The following is a 16,822-nucleotide window of genomic DNA, read 5'->3' as shown; positions in this document are numbered from 1 at the left end:
GGGCCGGGAAGCGACGTGTGCGGCTGACGGCGGTCGTGGTCACCCCCGGCCGGGCAGCGATACTGGGGGTGTGCACGGGCTCGCGATGCGTTTCCTCGGCCACTCCACGGTGCGGTTGGAGCTGGCCGGGTCCGTCGTGCTCACCGACCCGGTGCTCACCGGCCGCGTCGGCCCCCTGACGCGGGTGGGCCCGCAGCCCGGCCGGGAGCACTTCGCCGACACCGACCTCGTGCTGCTGTCGCACCTGCACGGCGACCACCTGCACCTGCCGTCGCTGCGCCGGCTGCCGCGCCGGGCGCGGGTGGTGGTGCCCCGGGGCGCGGGGCGGTGGCTGCGCGGGCGCGGCATCCGCAACGTCGACGAGCTGGCCCCCGGCGAGGAGCTCGTGCACGGCGGCCTCCGCGTGCACGGGGTGCCCGCGGTGCACAGCGGGCACCGGTTCGGACCCCGGTCCACCCACGGGCCGCAGGCCGCGGCGATGGGGCACCTGATCGAGTCCGCCACCCACCGCGTCTACGCCGCGGGCGACACCGACCTCTTCCCGGGCATGGCGCGGCTCGGGCGGATCGACGCCGCCCTGCTGCCGGTGTGGGGGTGGGGCCTGTCGCTGGGGCCCGGCCACCTCGACCCCCACGGCGCCGCTGAGGCCGTCCGGCTGCTGAACCCGCGCGTGGCCGTCCCGGTGCACTGGGGCACGCTCGCCGTGGGCGGCCTGCCGCGGCTGCCCGGGCAGATCGGCGCGCGGATGCGCAGGCTGCTGGTGGAGCCCCCGCACCGGTTCGCCGCGGCCGTGCGGAAGGCCGGTGTGCGCACGAAGGTGCTGGTGACGAAGCCGGGTGCCGTGGTCGCGCTTGACGGGGCCCAGCCGGTGCCGCAATGACGGTCGCCCAGGCCGCGGGGTGGACGGACCCGTCGGCGCTCGGCTATTCGGCGTTGTTCGGTGGGGTCCTGATCGGGTCGATCGTGCCGATCGTGCCCACCGGTGCGGTGGTGGGGGCCGCCGCGGCGATCGCCGTGACCACCGGCAGCATGTCGCTCCCGCTCGTGCTGGTGCTGTCGGTCGTCGGGGCGCTGCTGGGCGACCTCGTGACGTTCGCGGTGGCGCACGCGGGCAGCTCGGTCGCCCAGCGCTGGGTCACCGATCGCCAGACTCCTGAGCAGCTGGCGGCGGCGCGCGCGCAGTTCGAGCGCCGTGGCGGCGTGATCATCGTGATCGGGCGGCTGATGCCCGCAGGCCGGATCCCGGTGCTGCTCGCGGCGGGGGCGCTGGAGTACCCGTGGCGGCGCCTCGTGCCCGCCGCCGCGCTCGGCTGCGTGCTGTGGGCGGTCGCGTACGCGCTGCTGGGCGTGCTGTCCGGCGGATTGTTCGACGACCCGGTGCTCGCCACCACGCTGGCGGCGCTGCTGGTGCTCGCGGTGGCCGGGCTCGGCTCGCTGGTGTCGGCGTGGCGGCGCAGGCGCAGGCGCGCCCGCTCGGGTGTGGTGCGGTGAGGGCGTCGGCCGGGGGCGGGGGGCGGCTGCTGCGCGGTGGCCGGGAGGTGGCGCGCGCCCTGCTGGTGTGGGTCCTCACGGCCGGCGCGCTGATGCTGCTGGACGAGTGGCTCACCGGATTCCGGATGCCCGAGTGGTGGCAGCCCACCGTCTGCGCGCTGCTCTTCGGTGTGCTGAGCGCGGTGGTGTGGCCGCTGGTGCTGCGCGTCGCGCTGCCGGTGGCCGTGTTCACGCTGGGGATCGGCTCGTTCCTGCTGCTCGGCGCGGGCGTGCTGGCGATCTCGTTCGCCGTGCCCGGCGTGGTGATCACCGACTTCGGCACGGCCGTGGTGGTGGCCGTCGCGGTGGCGGCGCTCGGGTCCGTGGTGAGCGGCCTGGTGGGTCTCGACGAGGACGAGCTGTTCTTCCGGCGGGCCGCGCGCCGCGGTGTCCGGAGCGGCACGACCGGCGACGGCTCGATGCCACCGGGCGTGCTGTTCCTGCAGGTCGACGGGCTCGGGTTCGACACGGTGCGCCGCGCGGTCCGTGACGGGGACATGCCGTCGCTCGCCCGCATGCTCGACGAGGGCAGCCACCGGCTCACCGGCTGGCACACCGACTGGAGCTCGCAGACCGGGGCCAGCGTCTGCGGCATGCTGCACGGGCGCAACGACGACATCATCGGCTTCCGCTGGTACGAGAAGGACCGCGACCACGTCATGGCGTGCTCCAGCCCGGAGGACGCCGCGGAGATCGAGCGCAGGCACTCCGACGGGTGCGGCCTGCTCGCCGTCGACGGTGCGGCGCGGGCCAGCCTCTTCACCGGCGACGCCGCGCACACGAGCCTCACCTTGAGCGCGTTGCCCCTGATCAGCGGCGCAGGCAGGCGTGGCCGCGGCATCGACGGGGTCGGCGCGGGCTACTACGCCTACTTCGCCAACCCCGCCAACGCGCTCCGCACGGTGGCCGGCGCGCTGGTCGACGTGGGACGGGAGATCTCGGCGGCGGTGCGGCAGCGCCGGGCCGGGGTGCGGCCGCGCGTGAAGCGGGGCGGCTTCTACCCGCTGGCCCGCGCGGGCACCACGGTGATCGCGCGCGACGTCGTCGTCTCGGCGATCATCGAGGACATGCTGGCGGGCCGCGCCGTCGTCTACGCCGACTTCCTCGGCTACGACGAGGTGGGCCACCACTCCGGCGTCGAACGCTTCGACGCGCTGGCCGTGCTGCGCGGGATCGACCGCCAGATCGGCCGCCTGCACCGCGCCACCCAGCTGGCGCCCCGCCGCTACCACATCGTCGTGCTCTCCGACCACGGCCAGACCCAGGGATGGGCGTTCACCGACCGCTTCGGCGAGTCGATCGGGGCGCTGGTGGGCCGGCTCGTCGGCGAGCCGCAACCCGACCCGCGGCGCGGCTCGCACCTGGACGCGGGCCGCTCGGCCGAGCGCTGGCAGATCGACGCCGTGCTCGCCGAGGTCTCGTCGGGTGGTGGTCCGATCGCGCGCAGGCTGCGCGCCCGCGTCGAGCGCGCGGGCGCCGTCGACCGGCCGCGCCCGCCTGACGGGGGCCCGGCCGATGCGGAGCGCGTGGCACCGGGCGTGGTGGTCGTCGCGTCCGGGCACCTCGCCACCGTGTCGTTCACCCGGCACGAGGGGCGTGTGGAGCTGGAGACGATCGAGCGCGAGTACCCCGAGCTGCTGCCATCGCTCGTCGACCACCCCGGCGTCGGCTTCGTGCTGGTGCGCAGCGCCGAGTTCGGGCCGGTCGTGCTCGGACGCGATGGGCTGCGCAGGCTCGCCACCGGCGTCGTCATCGGCGACGACCCGCTCGAGCCCTACGGCCCGCACGCCGCCGACCTGGTGCGCCGCGTCGACACCTTCCCGCACTGCGCCGACCTGATGATCAACAGCCGGTACGACCCCGTGCGCGACGAGGCGTCGCCGTTCGAACCGCACGTGGGTTCGCACGGCGGACTGGGCGGGGCGCAGTCGCGCGGGTTCCTCCTGCACCCGGCGGAGCTGCCGCCGCCCAGGGAGATCGTCGGCGCGGAGGCCCTGCACCGGGTGCTGCGCGGGTGGCTCACGCACCTCGGGCACCCGGAGCCGCGGCCGGCCGATGGGCAGGTTCAGGAACGCCACGTTGCTGTCCTGCAGGTTCATGAACGTGGCGTTCCTGAACTTCCGGGGGCGCCGTGCGAGGATCATCCGGGTGAGTGATCGGTTCGTACTGGTCCACGGCGCCTGGCACGGCGGCTGGTGCTGGCGCCGGGTGGCCCGGGTGCTGCGCGACGCCGGCCACGACGTCCTCACGCCCACGCTCACCGGCTTCGGGGCGCGCGCCCACCTGCTCGGCGCCGACGTCGGCCCGGACACGCTCGTGCAGGACGTCGTCGGCGTGCTGGAGAGCGAGGAGCTGCACGACGTCGTGCTGGTCGGGCACAGCTTCGGCGCGCTCGTCGCGCTCGCCGTGGCCGAGCGCTGCCCGGACCGGCTGCGGCGGGTGGTGCTGCTCGACGGCCTGGTGGTCGAGGCGGGCGAGCCCGGGTTCGCCGCGCTCCCGCCGGAGTCGGTGGCAGCCCGCACGGCGGCGGCCGAGGCGTCCGGCGGTCTGGCCATCCCACCACCGGGAGCGGCGGCGTTCGGCCTGACCGACCCGGACGACATCGCCTGGGTCGGCCGCAGGCTCACCCCGCACCCGCTGCGCACCTACGCCGAGCCGTTCCCGCTCCACGGGCCGCTGGGCGGCGGCCGGCCCGTCACCTACATCGCCTGCACCGACCCGGCCTACCCTGCGGTCCACGGCGCGCACGCCATCGCCCGGCGCGAGGGCTGGGAGCTGCGGGAACTGGCCGCGGGGCACGACGCCATGGTCAGCGCCCCCGAGGCAACGGCCCGGGCCCTCACCGGCTGAGCCGGTGGCTACCGGGGGGCTGGAGGTGCGCCACGCCGGGGGTGTGGTGCGCGTGCCGGTCGGACGGCCGTTCGTCATCGGGCGCGGCCCGGACGCCGACCTCGACCTGCCGCACCCGCGGGTGTCGCGCCGGCACGCCGTCGTGGAGCACACCGCGGAGGGCTGGACGCTCACCGACCGCTCCGCCAACGGCACCTACCTCGGGGAGGACCGGATCACCGTGCTGCGGCTGGAACGGCCGGTGGTCGTGCGGCTGGGCCGGGGTAGCGGGGCCACCACGGTGGAGCTGCACCCGGTGGCCGGGGCTCCACCTCCGCCCGCGTCGCCCGCGCCACTCGTGCCGTCGGCGCCCACGGTGGTCCACGACCAGCCGGGCCGCGACACCACGGTCCACATCGTCACCTCCGCGCGTCTCACGATCGGCCGGCTCCCCGACAACGACGTGGTGGTCGACGACCTGCTCGCCTCCCGGCGCCACGCGGTGCTGGAACGCCGCCCCGACGGCGCGTGGGAGCTGCGTGACCTCGGCAGCGGCAACGGCACCTTCGTCAACGGCACGCGCACGGCGCGGGCCCTCGTCACCCCGGCGGACCTGATCGGCGTCGGCCGCACGATGCTGCGGCTGCAGGGCGACCGCCTGGTGGCCGTGGTCGACTCGGGCGACGTGGCGTTCGCCGCGCACGGGCTCTCGGTCACCGTGGGCCAGGACAAGAAGCTCCTCGACGACGTGTCGTTCTCGCTGCCCGGGCGCTGCCTGCTCGCGATCGTCGGGCCGAGCGGCGCGGGCAAGTCCACGCTGCTGCGCGCCCTCACCGGGTCGCGTCCCGCCGACCAGGGCCATGTCCGCTACGACGGGCGCGACCTCTACGCGGGCTACGACGAGCTGCGCCACCGCATCGGGCTCGTGCCGCAGGACGACGTGCTGCACCCGCAGCTCACGGTGCGCCGGGCGCTGCGGTTCGCCGCGCGCCTGCGGTTCCCGGACGACGTCCCCGCGGCCGACCGCGAGCGTCGCCTGGAGGAGGTCATCGCCGAGCTGGGCCTCACCGCGCAGGCCGACCAGCGCATCGACACGCTCTCGGGCGGCCAGCGCAAGCGCACCAGCGTGGCCCTCGAGCTGCTCACGAAGCCCTCGCTGCTCTTCCTCGACGAGCCGACGTCCGGGCTGGACCCCGGCCTGGACCGGTCGGTGATGCGCACGCTGCGCGGTCTCGCCGACGGCGCCGACGGGGCGGGCCGCACGGTCGTGGTGGTCACCCACAGCGTGCTCAACCTCGACGTCTGCGATCTGCTGCTCGTGCTCGCACCGGGCGGGCACGTGGCGTACTTCGGGCCGCCGCGCGAGGCGCTCGGGTACTTCGGCGAGCGCGACTTCGCCGACATGTTCCTGCAACTCGACCGCGTGCCCGGCCCGGTGCTCGCGGCCCGGTTCCGGGCGTCGGCCCAGCACCACCGCTACGTGGCCGCGCCCACCGCCGCCCTGCCCCCGGTGCCGGAGCGCCCGGGGCAGCCGCGCACCGCGCCGCGCCAGCAGAGCCGGCTCACCCAGCTCGGCGTGCTCTGCCGCCGCTACCTCGCGGTGATCGCGGCCGACCGCCAGTACGCGCTGTTCATCGTGCTGTTGCCGCTGGTGCTGAGCCTGCTCGCGCGGCTGGTGCCCGGCACGGCGGGACTCTCGTCCACCACGGCGGTGGCCGAGCGGTCCGGGCAGCCCAACCAGCTCCTGCTCGTGCTGGTGCTCGGCGGGGCGCTGATGGGGATCGCCGCGTCGATCCGCGAGGTGGTCAAGGAGCGCGCGGTCTACCGGCGCGAACGTGCCATCGGGCTCTCGCTCGGTGCCTACCTCACCTCGAAGGTCCTGGTGCTCGGCGTGGTCGCCGCGGTGCAGGCCGCCGTGTTCACGGTGCTGTCCCTGGTGGGCCACCCCGCGCCCGACGCCCCGGTGGTGTTCGGCTCCGGCGTGCTCGAGGTGCTGCTGGCGGTCGTCGCCGTCACCGTGCTGACGATGGTCGTCGGCCTGGTGATCTCCGCGTTCATCGACAACGCCGACCGCGGCATGCCGCTGCTCGTCCTCGTCCTGATGCTGCAGCTGGTGGTGAGCGGCGGGCTGTTCCCGGTGCACGGGCGCGCGGTGCTGGAGCAGGTGGCGTGGCTCGTGCCGTCGCGGTGGGCGTACGCGATGGGGGCGTCCACGGTGGACCTGAACCCCAACGTCCGCGGCGACCCCGACCCGCTGTGGGAGCACACGGCCGGGTCGTGGCTGCTCGCGGTGGGCGTGCTCGCCGCGCAGCTGGTGGTGCTGCTGGGCGTCGCGGCCTGGCTCCTGCGCAGGCAGGACCCGGTGCGCCGATAGCCGTTCCGTTCGGGATCGTCCCGTGCCGGATCGTCTGTATCGTTGCCGCATGGACACGCGCAGCGACGACGAGATCCGCGCCGACCTCTCCTACCTGTTCGACAAGGCGAGCCAGGCGCTCGCCTCCCGGATGGGCACCGTGCTCGGCGAGCTGGGCATGTCCGTGCGCGACTACTGCGTGCTGTCCAAGGCCGCCGAGCACGAGCTCACCCAGAGCGAGCTCGCCGAGCTGGCGTTGCTGGACAAGACCACGATGGTCGTCACGTGCGACCACCTCGAGAAGGCCGGGCTGGCGCAGCGCACCCCCTCGCCCACCGACCGGCGCGTGCGCATCGTGCGCACCACCGAGGCGGGCGACGAGGCGGTGGCGAAGGCGCGCGGAGTGATCGACGACCTGTACGCCGAGGTCCTCGGCGTGCTCCCGACCGCGCAGCGCTCGGCACTGCTGGACGCGCTGATGGCGCTCGTCACCCACGACGGCCCGCTGTCGGCCGTCGAGCCGAACCCGCACGCGCCACGCCGGAAGCGCAGCGCACGATAGTCCCGACTGGGATTGTCTGTTAACAAACGATCCGCTACGGTCCTGCTCATGACGAGTTCGACCGCTCCGACTTCCGCGCCGTCGCGCTGGCTCGCCCTCGCGGTGCTCTGCGGCGCCATGCTCATGATCATCCTCGACGGCACGATCACGAGCGTCGCGCTGCCCGTCCTGCAGGCCGAGCTCGGTTTCACCACGGCAGGGCTCGCCTGGACGGTCAACGCCTACCTCGTGCCGCTGGGCGGCCTGCTGCTGCTCGCGGGCCGGCTCGGCGACCTCTACGGCCGCCGCCGCATGCTCCTCTCGGGCCTCACGCTGTTCGTCCTGGCCTCACTGGCCTGCGGGCTCGCGATCGACGCCGCGATGCTGATCGCAGCGCGGTTCGTGCAGGGCGTGGGCGCCGCGATGGCCTCGGCCGTGGTGCTCGGGATGGTCGTGGCGCTCTTCCCGGAGGCGGGGGAGCGGGCCCGCGCCATGGGCGTCTACGCGTTCGTGGGCGCGGCCGGCGCGTCCATCGGCACCCTGCTGGGCGGCGTGCTCACCGACACCGTCGGCTGGCGCTGGATCTTCCTGGTCAACGTCCCGATCGGGGTGGCCGCGGTGCTGCTCGCACTGCGCTACGTCGCCGCCGACGGCCCCGCGGACCGCTCGGCGCGCCCGGACGTCCTCGGCGGGCTGCTGGTCACGGCCGGTCTCGTGCTCACCGTGTTCACGATCGTCGACTCGTCGCCGCTCGTCGTGCGGCTCGCGATGGCCGCGGCCGCCGTGGCTCTGCTCGCGGGCTTCGTCGCCCGGCTGCGGCGGGCGGCCGAGCCGCTCGTGCGGCTGCGGATCTTCCGGTCGCGTGCGGTGTCCGGCGGCAACACGGCACAGCTGCTGATGGTGGCGGGCATGCTCGGCTTCCAGTTCGTGGCTGCGCTGTACCTGCAGCGGGCGCTCGGGTACGCCCCGGCGCAGACCGGCTTCGCGCTGCTGCCGATCACGCTCACGATCGCGCTGGTGTCGCTCACCCTGGCGGGCCGGCTGATCGCCCGCTCCGGCTCGCGGCGCGTGCTGCTCGTCGGCGAGGTCCTGCTGGTGGCCGGCCTGCTGCTGCTCGCCCGCCCGGCGACCGGCGCCTACGTGCTGGACGTGCTGCCGTCGATGCTGGTGCTCGGCCTCGGTGCGGGTCTGGCGCTGCCCGCGGTCACCACGGTGATGATGTCCGACGCCACCCCCGAGGACGCGGGCCTCGCGTCCGGCCTGGCGAACACCAGCCAGCAGGTCGGGGGCGCGCTGGGCACGGCGGTGCTCGCCGCGCTGGCCGCGGCCGCCACGGACGCCGCCACGGCGGCGGGCGCACCGCTCGCCGACGCCCTCAGCAGCGGCTACCGCCTGGCCTTCGTCGCGAGCGCGGTGGCGGTGGCCGCAGCCGCGGCGGTGACGGCGACGCTGGTGCCCCGCCGGTAGCCCGCCCGCCCCGCCCAACGCCAGCATGGTGGCTTTGCCGGCACATTGCGCCGGCAAAGCCACCTTGCAGGCATTCGGTTCCTAGGATCGACGCGTGAGCAATGCCAACGACCTCGTCGACGGAACCCCGGTCACCGGGCCACTCGCCGGGGTGCTCGTCGCCGACTTCTCCCGCATCCTCGCCGGGCCCTACGCCACGATGCTGCTCGCCGACCTCGGCGCCACGGTGATCAAGGTCGAGGGCCCGGGCACCGGCGACGACACCCGCACCTGGGTGCCGCCCACCAGCGAGGACGGCACGGCCACGTACTACCTGTCGATCAACCGGAACAAGCGGTCGATCGTGCTGGACCTCGCCGACCCCGCCGACCTCGACGTCGCGCAGCGGCTCGCCGCCCGCGCCGACGTCCTGATCGAGAACTTCAAGCCCGGCGGTCTCGCGCGGTTCGGGCTCGACCACGACACGGTCTCGGCGGCCAACCCGCGCGTCGTGTACTGCTCGATCAGCGGGTTCGGCACGGCGGGCGGGGCCGCGCTGCCCGGGTACGACCTGCTCGTGCAGGCGACGTCCGGGCTGATGAGCCTCACCGGCGACGCCGACGGCCCGCCGTACCGCGCGGGCGTCGCGGTCTTCGACGTGATCACCGGGCTGCACGCCGCGCTCGCGATCCTGGCCGCGCTCCACCACCGCGAGCGCACCGGCGAGGGGCAGAAGGTGGAGACCAACCTGCTGTCCGCGGCCCTGTCCGGGCTGGTCAACCAGACGTCGGCGGTGCTGGCAGGCGGGGTGGTGCCGGGCAGGCTGGGCAACGCCCACCTGTCGCTGTTCCCCTACGAGCCGCTGCCCACGGGGGAGGGCGCGCTGATCGTCATCGCCGGCAACGACGGCCAGTTCCGCAAGCTCGCCATCGCGATCGGCGCACCGGAGCTGCTCGACGACCCGCGGTTCGACTCGATGGGCTCCCGCAATGCCCACCGCGACGAGCTGCGGCCGCTCCTGCTCGCGCGGCTGGCCACGAAGACGGCGCAGGAGTGGTTCGACATCCTCGCGCCCGCCGGCGTGCCGTGCGGGCCGATCAACACGATCGACGAGGGCCTGGCCCTGGCGGACCGCCTCGGCCTGGAGCCGGTGGTCGAGCCGGGCGGGGTGCCCAGCGTGGGCAACCCGGTGACGTACTCGGCCACGCCCCCGAGCTACCGCAAGCCGCCGCCCGCGCTGGGCGCGGACGGCGACGAGGTGCGGGCGTGGTTGCTGGCCGAGTGACCGGAGGGCAGGAAAGCCACATTCAGGGCCGCTCCGGCCCTGAATGTGGCTTTCCTGAACTTCCGGGGCCGGGCCCTAGTTGCCACCGCCGAAGGGGTTCTGGCCTCCGCCGAACGGGTTGCCGCCTCCGCCACGCCCACCGCTGGGGCTGGTGGTGGCGGACTCGTCGGGCTGGCTGCCCAGCGTGACCTCGACCGTGCGCTCGGCGCCACCGTTCATGATCGTCAGGCTCACCCGCTCGCCGGGGGCGTAGGCGCCCACGCGGGCCATGAGGTCGGCGAAGTCGCTGACCCGAGCGTCACCGACCTTGGTGACCACGTCACCGGCCTGCAGGCCCGCGGCCTCGGCGGGAGAGCCCGGCTGCACGGCCGCGATCTGGGCGCCGTCGTCGCTGCGCGCGGCGATGCTGCCCTGCACGCCGAGGACGGGCTTGGTGGCCGTGCCGGTGTCCAGGATCTCCTGGGCGACGCGGCGGGCCTGGTCGATCGGGATCGCGAAGCCGAGGCCGATGCTGCCGGCGTTCTGGCCGCCCGCGGTCTCGATGGCCGAGTTGATGCCGACGACCTGCCCGTCGAGGTTCACCAGTGGGCCGCCGGAGTTGCCCTGGTTGATGGGGGCGTCGGTCTGCAAGCCGTTGTAGACGACGGCCTGGCCGCCCTCGCCCTCCACCGTGACGGTGCGGTTGAAGGCGCTCACGATGCCGGTGGTGACGGTGCCGGTGAGGCCGCGCGGCGACCCGATGGCGACAACGGGCTGCCCGACCTGCAGCGAGGAGCTGTCGCCGAGGGTGGCGGGGGTGAGCCCGGTGGCGCCCTGCATCCGGATCACGGCGATGTCGTAGCTGGGGGAGGTGCCGACGACGGTGGCCGGGTGCTCGCTGCCGTCGGAGAGCGTCACCGTGATCTCCTGGGCGCCCGCGACGACGTGGTTGTTGGTGAGGATGGCGCCGTCGGCGCCGATGATGACCCCGCTGCCCTCGGCCGCGCCCTGGCCCATCCGGGCCTGGATGTCGACGGTGCTGGGCAGCACCGTCTGGGCGGCGGCGGAGACCGAGCCGGGGGCGGCGCCGGGCGAGTTGGTGCCCGCGGGTGCGGAGGTGAGGCTGGTGCCGGGCCGGTCGCCGAGCACGGCGTAGGCGCCGCCGAAGCCGGCGCCGCCGCCGACGAGGCCTGCGATGACCGCGGTGGCGACGATCGCCGCCATGCCGCGCTGCTTGCGCGGCTGGGGCGGCAGGGTGGCCGTCGGGGGACCCTGGGGCTGGTCCGGCGGCGGGAAGTACCCGCCGGCACCGGCGGGCGGGCCGAACGCGCCCGGGTAGCCACCGGCGGGGCCCTGCGGGCCCGCACCGGGCTCGGGAGTGCCCGAGTACGACGGACGGGGGTACTGCGCGGTGCGGGAGTCAGCGGTCGCGGCGCTCGCGTCCCGGCCGTGCTCCCTCTGCTCGTCGCTCATACCGACGACGATGCGCCCGAATTCTGAGGCGGCCCTGAGGACCACCTGGGAATACCAGCCGAAACCCCTGATCGGGCCAGTCGATTCCGGCCAGTAGTTGCGCGGCGACCTCGGCGTGGACGCGCCCGTCGCCCCACAGCGTGACAGACGGCGCCGCGGGCCGCCACGCCCCGGGGAGCCCCACGTGCACGGCCACGGCGTCCGGGCGGGCGGCGCGCAGGTCGTCGAACGCGGGGGAGGGGCCGCGCACCACCACGACCAGCGGACGGCCGGCCGGCGTGCCTGCGCCGGCCGTCACCGCGGGGTCGCGGCGGCGCAGCGCCTCGGCCACGCGGGGCTCGCCGGAACGGCCGTCGGCGATGTTCCGCGCGTTCCGCAGGTCGACGACGTGCGCGCCCGGCCCGACGCGGACGTCGCCGCGCACCTCGCTGACCCGGCGCACGACCTGCGCGCCGTCCACCCCGCCCCGCCCGGTCGGCGCGGCAGCCACCCACGCGGCGAGCTGTGCGACCCGGTGCCCGGCCTCGGCGAGCCGCTCGCGGGGCAGGGTGCCGTCGGCGAGCGCGGCGAGCAGCGCGTCGCGCACCGCGCGGTAGGCGGTCTCGTCGTCGTAGCCGTTCTGCGGGTTGCCGGTGCAGACCAGGTCGACGCCCGCGGCCACGGCCGCGATGGCGCCCGGCCCCATCCCGACGGTGGCGGCGACGGCGGCCATGTCGACCGCGTCGCTGATCACGACGCCGTCGAAGCCCAGCTCGCGGCGCAGCAGCGCCAGCAGCGGCGGGCTCATCGTGGCCGGCCGCTCGTCGAACGCGGGGAAGCGCACGTGCGCGGTGAGCACGCACCGCACCCCGGCCGCGACCGCCGCCGCAAACGGCGGGAGGTCCCGCGCCCGCACCGTGGTGGCGTCGTCGTCGACCACCGGCAGGGCCAGGTGCGAGTCGGTGGTGGTGCAACCGTGGCCGGGGAAGTGCTTGGCCGTGGCCGCGGTGCCCGCGCCCTGCATCCCGCGGACGAACGCCGCCGTGTGCCGGGAGACGAGCTCCGGGCAGGCTCCGAACGACCTGATGCCGATCACCGGGTTGTCCGGTTCCGCGTTGACGTCGGCCACGGGCGCGAGCGCGAGGTCGATGCCCGCGTCACGGCAGCGCGCGCCGATGGCGGCGGCCACCGCGGCGGTGACGGCCTCGTCGTCGAGCCTGCCGAGCGCGGCGGCGCCCGGCCACGGCCCGTCCAGCCGCGTGACCGAACCGCCCTCCTCGTCGGACGCGACGAGGAAGCCGGCGCGGTGCTCGTGCAGGGCGGCGGTCAGTGCGGGCAGGCCGGGCCCGACGTTGCCCGCGAAGAGGCAGGCCCCCGCGAGGCCCTCGTCGGCGGCGCGGGCCAGCCAGCCCGGCACGCCCGTGCCGGTGAAGCCGGGCAGCAGCACCCCGTTGACCAGCATCTCGTCGCTGGTCACCCCTTGACCGCGCCCGCGACGAGCCCGTCGGTGAGGCGCTTCTGCGCGATCACGAAGAACACCATCACCGGGATCGTGATCAGCGTGGACGCGGCCATCACGGCGCCCCAGTCGGTGGCGTGCTGGCCGAAGAAGCGGCGCAGCCCGACGGCCACGGTGTAGTTCTGGTCGTCGGACATGAAGGTGAGCGCGAAGATGAACTCGTTCCAGGCCACGATGAACGAGAAGACGCTCGTGGCCACCAGGCCCGGCGCCACCAGCGGCAGCAGCACCGAGCGGAACATCCGGCCCCAGGACGCCCCGTCGAGGTAGGCGGCCTCCTCCAGTTCGACGGGCACCGCGGCGACGAACCCGCGCAGCGTCCAGATCGCGAACGGCAGCGAGAACGCCAGGTAGACGACGGTGAGCCCGGCGAGCGTGTCGAGCATCTGCAGGGTGCGCGCCTGGATGAACAGCGGGATGACCAGCGCCTCCACCGGCACCATCTGGATGATCAGCACCATCACCAGCACGGACGTCCGGAACCGGAAGCGGAACCGGGAGACGGCCACCGCGGCGAGCAGCGCGAGCGCGGCACCCGCGAGCACGGTGCCGAGCGCGACGACGAGCGAGTTGGCCAGGTAGCGCCCGAATCCGCCGTCGCCGACGACGTAGGCGAAGTTCTGCAGCGTCCACTCGGTGGGCCACAGCGTGCGCGACCCGGCGTTCGCCTCGCCGTTCAGCGCCGTGACGACCATGAGGTAGACCGGGAACAGCGTGAACAGGAGCACGCCTGCCACGCCCAGCCACTTGCCCGCGGCCCTCACAGCTCCTCCTCCCGGAACAGCAACCGCAGGTAGACGACCGTGACCACCAGCAGCAGCGCGGTGAGCAGCACCGCGATGGCGGCGCCGAGCCCGTAGCGGTTCTGGGCGAACGACTCCACGTACGACCAGGTGCCCAGCGTCAGCACGCCCCGGTTGACGCCGTCGCCGCCGGGCATCAGGTAGATCTGGGTGAAGACCTTGAAGTCCCAGATCGTCGACAGCACGGTGACCACCGCGAAAACCGGCCGCAGCATCGGGAACGTCACCGACCGGAACCGGCGCCACGCGCCCGCCCCGTCCACGATCGCGGCCTCGGTGAGCTCCCGCGGGATCGTCATCAGCCCGGCGAGCACCGTGAGCGCGACGAACGGGAACCCGTGGTGCACCACGTTGAGCGCGGCCACCGCGAAGAACGACAGGCGCCCCGCGAACGGGTTGGCGGTGGCGGCGTCGACGAGGCCGAGCGCGCCGAGCGCCTGCACCACGACCCCGTCGCCCGGGGTGAACGCGAACACCCACACGTAGGTGCCCGTGACCGCGGGCATCGCCCACGCCACCATGATCGCGGTGGTGACGACGCCGCGGACCACGGGCGTGAGCCGGGCCAGCAGCAGCGCCACGAGCGTGCCGAACACCACGGTGGCGGCCACCGCGACCACGGCGAACACCACGGTGTTGGGCAGCACGGTGGTCCACAGGTCCGCGTTGCCGAGCAGCTCCACGTAGTTGTCCAGGCCCACCCAGGCGGTGCGGCCCGACACGAGCTCGCGCAGCCCGAAGTCCTGCAGCGAGAGCACCAGCACCCGGAAGAGCGGGTAGAGCAGCAGGCCGCCCATCACCAGCAGGGCGGGCGCGAGCAGCAGCCAGGGCCGGGCGGTGCGGGGCCCGCGGGAGCGGGGACCGGGCGCGGGCGGGGCCGCGGCCCGCCCGGCCTCGGTGCGCTCGGCGACCGTCATGCGCCGCTGGCGAAGATCTCGTTCATCTCCGCCGCCGCGGTGGCGGTGGCCTGCTCCACGGTGGCCTCCCCGGTGAGGATGGAGCGCATCATCGCCGCGATCGTCTTCTTGCCCTGGATCTGGCCGAACTCCGGGGTGACCGGCACGCTGCGCCCGGCCTCGGCCATCTGCTGCGCGAACGGTGCCACGAGCGGGTCGGGCGACTGCACGGCCTCGTCCATCAGCTCCCGCGTGCCCGGGAAGTAGCTGGACTCCTCGGCCCACTTGGCCGCGAACTCACCGGTGCTCATCATCTCGACGAGCTGCCACGCCAGGTCCTGGTCCTGCGCGGTCTCGAAGACCGAGAGCACCGAGCCGCCCACCACCGTCGGGGCGAGCCCGACGTTCGGGCCGGGCAGCGGGAAGACGCCGATCTTGCCCTCCAGGTCCGGGGCCGCCTCGAGGATCGCCTTGGGCGTCCAGCTGCCGGAGAAGATCATCGCGGACTGGCCCTTGGTGAAGGAGTCGCGCAGGTCGGTCTCGCGCCAGGTGGCGGCGGCCGGGGTGGAGAACCCGTGCTCCAGCGCCAGGTCGGCGTAGAACTGGATGCCCGCGCGGGACTGCGGGGAGTCGACGCCGCTGGTCCAGGTCTCGCCGTTCTTCGTGGCGATCTCGCCGCCCGCACCCCACAGGAAGGGGTAGACGATGAACTCGTTGTCCCCCGCGATGGGCAGCGGCAGCAGGTCCGGTCGCGCCTCCTTGATGCGCCGGCCCACGGCCACCAGCTCGTCCCAGGTGGTAGGCGGCTGCAGCCCCAGCTCGGCGAACACGTCGGTGCGGTAGACGACCGAGCGCACCCCGGCGTACCAGGGCATGCCGTAGAGGGCGCCGTCGAGGGTGCCGGCCTCGACCAGCCCGGGCAGGAAGCTGTCGATCAGGCCCGCCTCCTGCACACGGGGGCCGAGATCGACCAGCGCGCCCGAGTCGCCGAACTCCCCGACCCAGGTGGTGCCGACCTCCGCCACGTCCGGCGTGGTGCCGCCCGCGATCGCGGTGGTGAAGCGGTCCTTCGCGGCACCCCACTGCATGAACTGGACGTCGAGCGCCGCGCCGGTGCGCTGCTGGAACGCCGCGGAGAGCTCGTCGAAGAACGGCTGGCTGTCCGGGTTGGTGCCCTCCATGATCCAGACCGTCAGGGTGCGGTCACCCCCGGCTCCGGCGTCGTCGCCGGACTGGCTGCCGCAGCCCGCGAGGGCCAGGGCCGCTGCCGCGGCGAGGGCGACGGTGCGCCGCACCGATCGGGATCCGGGCATCGACCACATGGGCTTCCCTCCGACGGCATTTGAGACCAGAGGTCTAAATGCCCGGGACTGTAGTGCGCGTCACCCCGGTGACGTCAAGTGACGACCGGTAACGGTTGGGTGAGGCCGCGGCTGCGGTCACGCACTCGGGAAGATGTCCGCCATGATCCGGTAGCGGTCGCCGCGGTAGACCGACCGCACGAACTCGGCCACCCGCCCGCCGTCCACCCGCGAGGTGCGCTCGAAGCAGAACGACGGCGATCCGGCCTCGACGCCGAGCACGGCGGCGTCCTCGGCGCTGGTCAGGGCGGCTTCGGCGGTCTGGAGGCCGGAGGCGATCCGGTGGCCGTAGCGCTCGGCGAGCACCTCGTAGTAAGAGCGGTCCTCCAGGTCGGCGCCGGTGAGCCCGGGCACGAGGTCGGCCGGGACGTGCAGGTCCTCCACGGCCATGGGCTCGTCGTCGGCCAGGCGGAGCCGGCGCACGTGCAGCACCGGGGTGCCGGCAGGCACCTCGAGCAGCGCGGCTAGCACGACGCCCGCCGGGGCCTCGCCGGAGCGCAGGGTGCGGCTGCCCGGGCGCAGGCCGCGCGAGCGCATGTCGGCGGAGAAGGAGTTGGCGGCGAGGCGGTGGGCCACCTTCGCGGGCGCCACGAACGTGCCTGCGCCCTGCCTGCGCACGAGCACGGAATCGGCGACGAGCCCGTCGACGGCCCGGCGCAGCGTCATGCGGGCCACGCCCAGCTCGCGGGCGAGGTCGCGCTCGGCGGGGAGCGGCTCGCCGGGCGACATCGCAGCGATCAGCTCGGCGAGGCGCGCGCGCAGGCGCCGCTGCTTGTCGGTCTCCGTGGGCGGAGCGCTCATAGCCCATTGGTACACCAGGGCTCCCCG

14 protein-coding genes are annotated in these 16,822 nt (G+C 74.6%); 8 read left to right on the top strand and 6 right to left on the bottom strand.

Going from position 1 to position 16,822, the window contains the following annotated elements; genetic code table 11:
- Positions 1 to 70: 70 nt before the first annotated feature.
- The 8 genes from ACFPL3_RS23825 (at position 71) to ACFPL3_RS23790 (ending at position 9,984) form a co-directional block, all read left to right on the top strand.
- Positions 71 to 880 (top strand): MBL fold metallo-hydrolase, encoded by an 810-nt coding sequence (locus ACFPL3_RS23825; RefSeq protein ID WP_343945915.1) that lies wholly within the window; start codon positions 71 to 73, stop codon positions 878 to 880.
- Positions 877 to 1,491, top strand: coding sequence for a DedA family protein (locus ACFPL3_RS23820; RefSeq protein ID WP_343945914.1), 615 nt, complete (start codon positions 877 to 879; stop codon positions 1,489 to 1,491). The genes ACFPL3_RS23825 and ACFPL3_RS23820 overlap by 4 nt, the downstream gene beginning before the upstream one ends.
- Positions 1,488 to 3,686 (top strand): phage holin family protein, encoded by a 2,199-nt coding sequence (locus ACFPL3_RS23815; protein ID WP_343945913.1) that lies wholly within the window; start codon positions 1,488 to 1,490, stop codon positions 3,684 to 3,686. The genes ACFPL3_RS23820 and ACFPL3_RS23815 overlap by 4 nt, the downstream gene beginning before the upstream one ends.
- Positions 3,679 to 4,380, top strand: coding sequence for an alpha/beta fold hydrolase (locus tag ACFPL3_RS23810; RefSeq protein ID WP_343945912.1), 702 nt, complete (start codon positions 3,679 to 3,681; stop codon positions 4,378 to 4,380). Before ACFPL3_RS23815 ends, ACFPL3_RS23810 begins: the two co-directional genes overlap by 8 nt.
- A 4-nt stretch (positions 4,381 to 4,384) precedes the next feature.
- Complete coding sequence (locus ACFPL3_RS23805; RefSeq protein WP_343945911.1) at positions 4,385 to 6,733, top strand: ATP-binding cassette domain-containing protein; 2,349 nt, start codon at positions 4,385 to 4,387, stop codon at positions 6,731 to 6,733.
- 49 nt (positions 6,734 to 6,782) lie between these two features.
- Positions 6,783 to 7,274 (top strand): MarR family winged helix-turn-helix transcriptional regulator, encoded by a 492-nt coding sequence (locus ACFPL3_RS23800; RefSeq protein ID WP_343945910.1) that lies wholly within the window; start codon positions 6,783 to 6,785, stop codon positions 7,272 to 7,274.
- Positions 7,275 to 7,322: 48 nt separating this feature from the next.
- Positions 7,323 to 8,720, top strand: coding sequence for an MFS transporter (locus ACFPL3_RS23795; RefSeq protein WP_379589655.1), 1,398 nt, complete (start codon positions 7,323 to 7,325; stop codon positions 8,718 to 8,720).
- 94 nt (positions 8,721 to 8,814) lie between these two features.
- Positions 8,815 to 9,984, top strand: a complete 1,170-nt coding sequence (locus ACFPL3_RS23790) for a CaiB/BaiF CoA transferase family protein (RefSeq protein ID WP_343945908.1) — start codon at positions 8,815 to 8,817, stop codon at positions 9,982 to 9,984.
- Between the two features lie 75 nt (positions 9,985 to 10,059).
- On the opposite strand, the gene ACFPL3_RS23785 is transcribed toward ACFPL3_RS23790, so the two are convergent.
- From ACFPL3_RS23785 to ACFPL3_RS23760, 6 genes are all read right to left on the bottom strand, one after another.
- Entirely contained in the window at positions 10,060 to 11,436 is a 1,377-nt protein-coding gene (locus tag ACFPL3_RS23785; protein ID WP_343945907.1) for a S1C family serine protease, read from the bottom strand.
- Entirely contained in the window at positions 11,384 to 12,892 is a 1,509-nt protein-coding gene (locus ACFPL3_RS23780) for a glycoside hydrolase family 3 N-terminal domain-containing protein (protein ID WP_379589654.1), read from the bottom strand. Before ACFPL3_RS23780 ends, ACFPL3_RS23785 begins: the two co-directional genes overlap by 53 nt.
- A complete protein-coding gene (locus ACFPL3_RS23775; protein WP_343946049.1) occupies positions 12,889 to 13,698 on the bottom strand; it encodes a carbohydrate ABC transporter permease in 810 nt (269 codons plus the stop codon). Before ACFPL3_RS23775 ends, ACFPL3_RS23780 begins: the two co-directional genes overlap by 4 nt.
- Entirely contained in the window at positions 13,695 to 14,654 is a 960-nt protein-coding gene (locus ACFPL3_RS23770) for a carbohydrate ABC transporter permease (RefSeq protein WP_343946050.1), read from the bottom strand. The genes ACFPL3_RS23775 and ACFPL3_RS23770 overlap by 4 nt, the downstream gene beginning before the upstream one ends.
- Positions 14,651 to 15,946 carry a sugar ABC transporter substrate-binding protein gene (locus tag ACFPL3_RS23765; RefSeq protein ID WP_343946051.1) on the bottom strand — a complete coding sequence of 432 codons (1,296 nt, stop codon included), beginning with the start codon at positions 15,944 to 15,946 and terminating at the stop codon, positions 14,651 to 14,653. Before ACFPL3_RS23765 ends, ACFPL3_RS23770 begins: the two co-directional genes overlap by 4 nt.
- 126 nt (positions 15,947 to 16,072) lie before the next feature.
- Entirely contained in the window at positions 16,073 to 16,795 is a 723-nt protein-coding gene (locus ACFPL3_RS23760; RefSeq protein WP_343946052.1) for a GntR family transcriptional regulator, read from the bottom strand.
- Positions 16,796 to 16,822 lie beyond the last annotated feature (27 nt).

The organism is Pseudonocardia zijingensis (assembly GCF_042657305.1).
In the GTDB taxonomy this organism is placed as follows: domain Bacteria; phylum Actinomycetota; class Actinomycetes; order Mycobacteriales; family Pseudonocardiaceae; genus Pseudonocardia; species Pseudonocardia zijingensis.
This window is presented reverse-complemented; position numbering and strand designations above follow the sequence as displayed.

Coding starts and splice junctions, on each gene's coding strand:
- ACFPL3_RS23760 (WP_343946052.1), bottom strand. CDS start 16,795: ATGAGCGCTCCGCCCACGGAGACCGACAAGCAGCGGCGCCTGCGCGCG.
- ACFPL3_RS23795 (WP_379589655.1), top strand. CDS start 7,323: ATGACGAGTTCGACCGCTCCGACTTCCGCGCCGTCGCGCTGGCTCGCC.
- ACFPL3_RS23785 (WP_343945907.1), bottom strand. CDS start 11,436: ATGAGCGACGAGCAGAGGGAGCACGGCCGGGACGCGAGCGCCGCGACC.
- ACFPL3_RS23820 (WP_343945914.1), top strand. CDS start 877: ATGACGGTCGCCCAGGCCGCGGGGTGGACGGACCCGTCGGCGCTCGGC.
- ACFPL3_RS23770 (WP_343946050.1), bottom strand. CDS start 14,654: ATGACGGTCGCCGAGCGCACCGAGGCCGGGCGGGCCGCGGCCCCGCCC.
- ACFPL3_RS23765 (WP_343946051.1), bottom strand. CDS start 15,946: ATGCCCGGATCCCGATCGGTGCGGCGCACCGTCGCCCTCGCCGCGGCA.
- ACFPL3_RS23800 (WP_343945910.1), top strand. CDS start 6,783: ATGGACACGCGCAGCGACGACGAGATCCGCGCCGACCTCTCCTACCTG.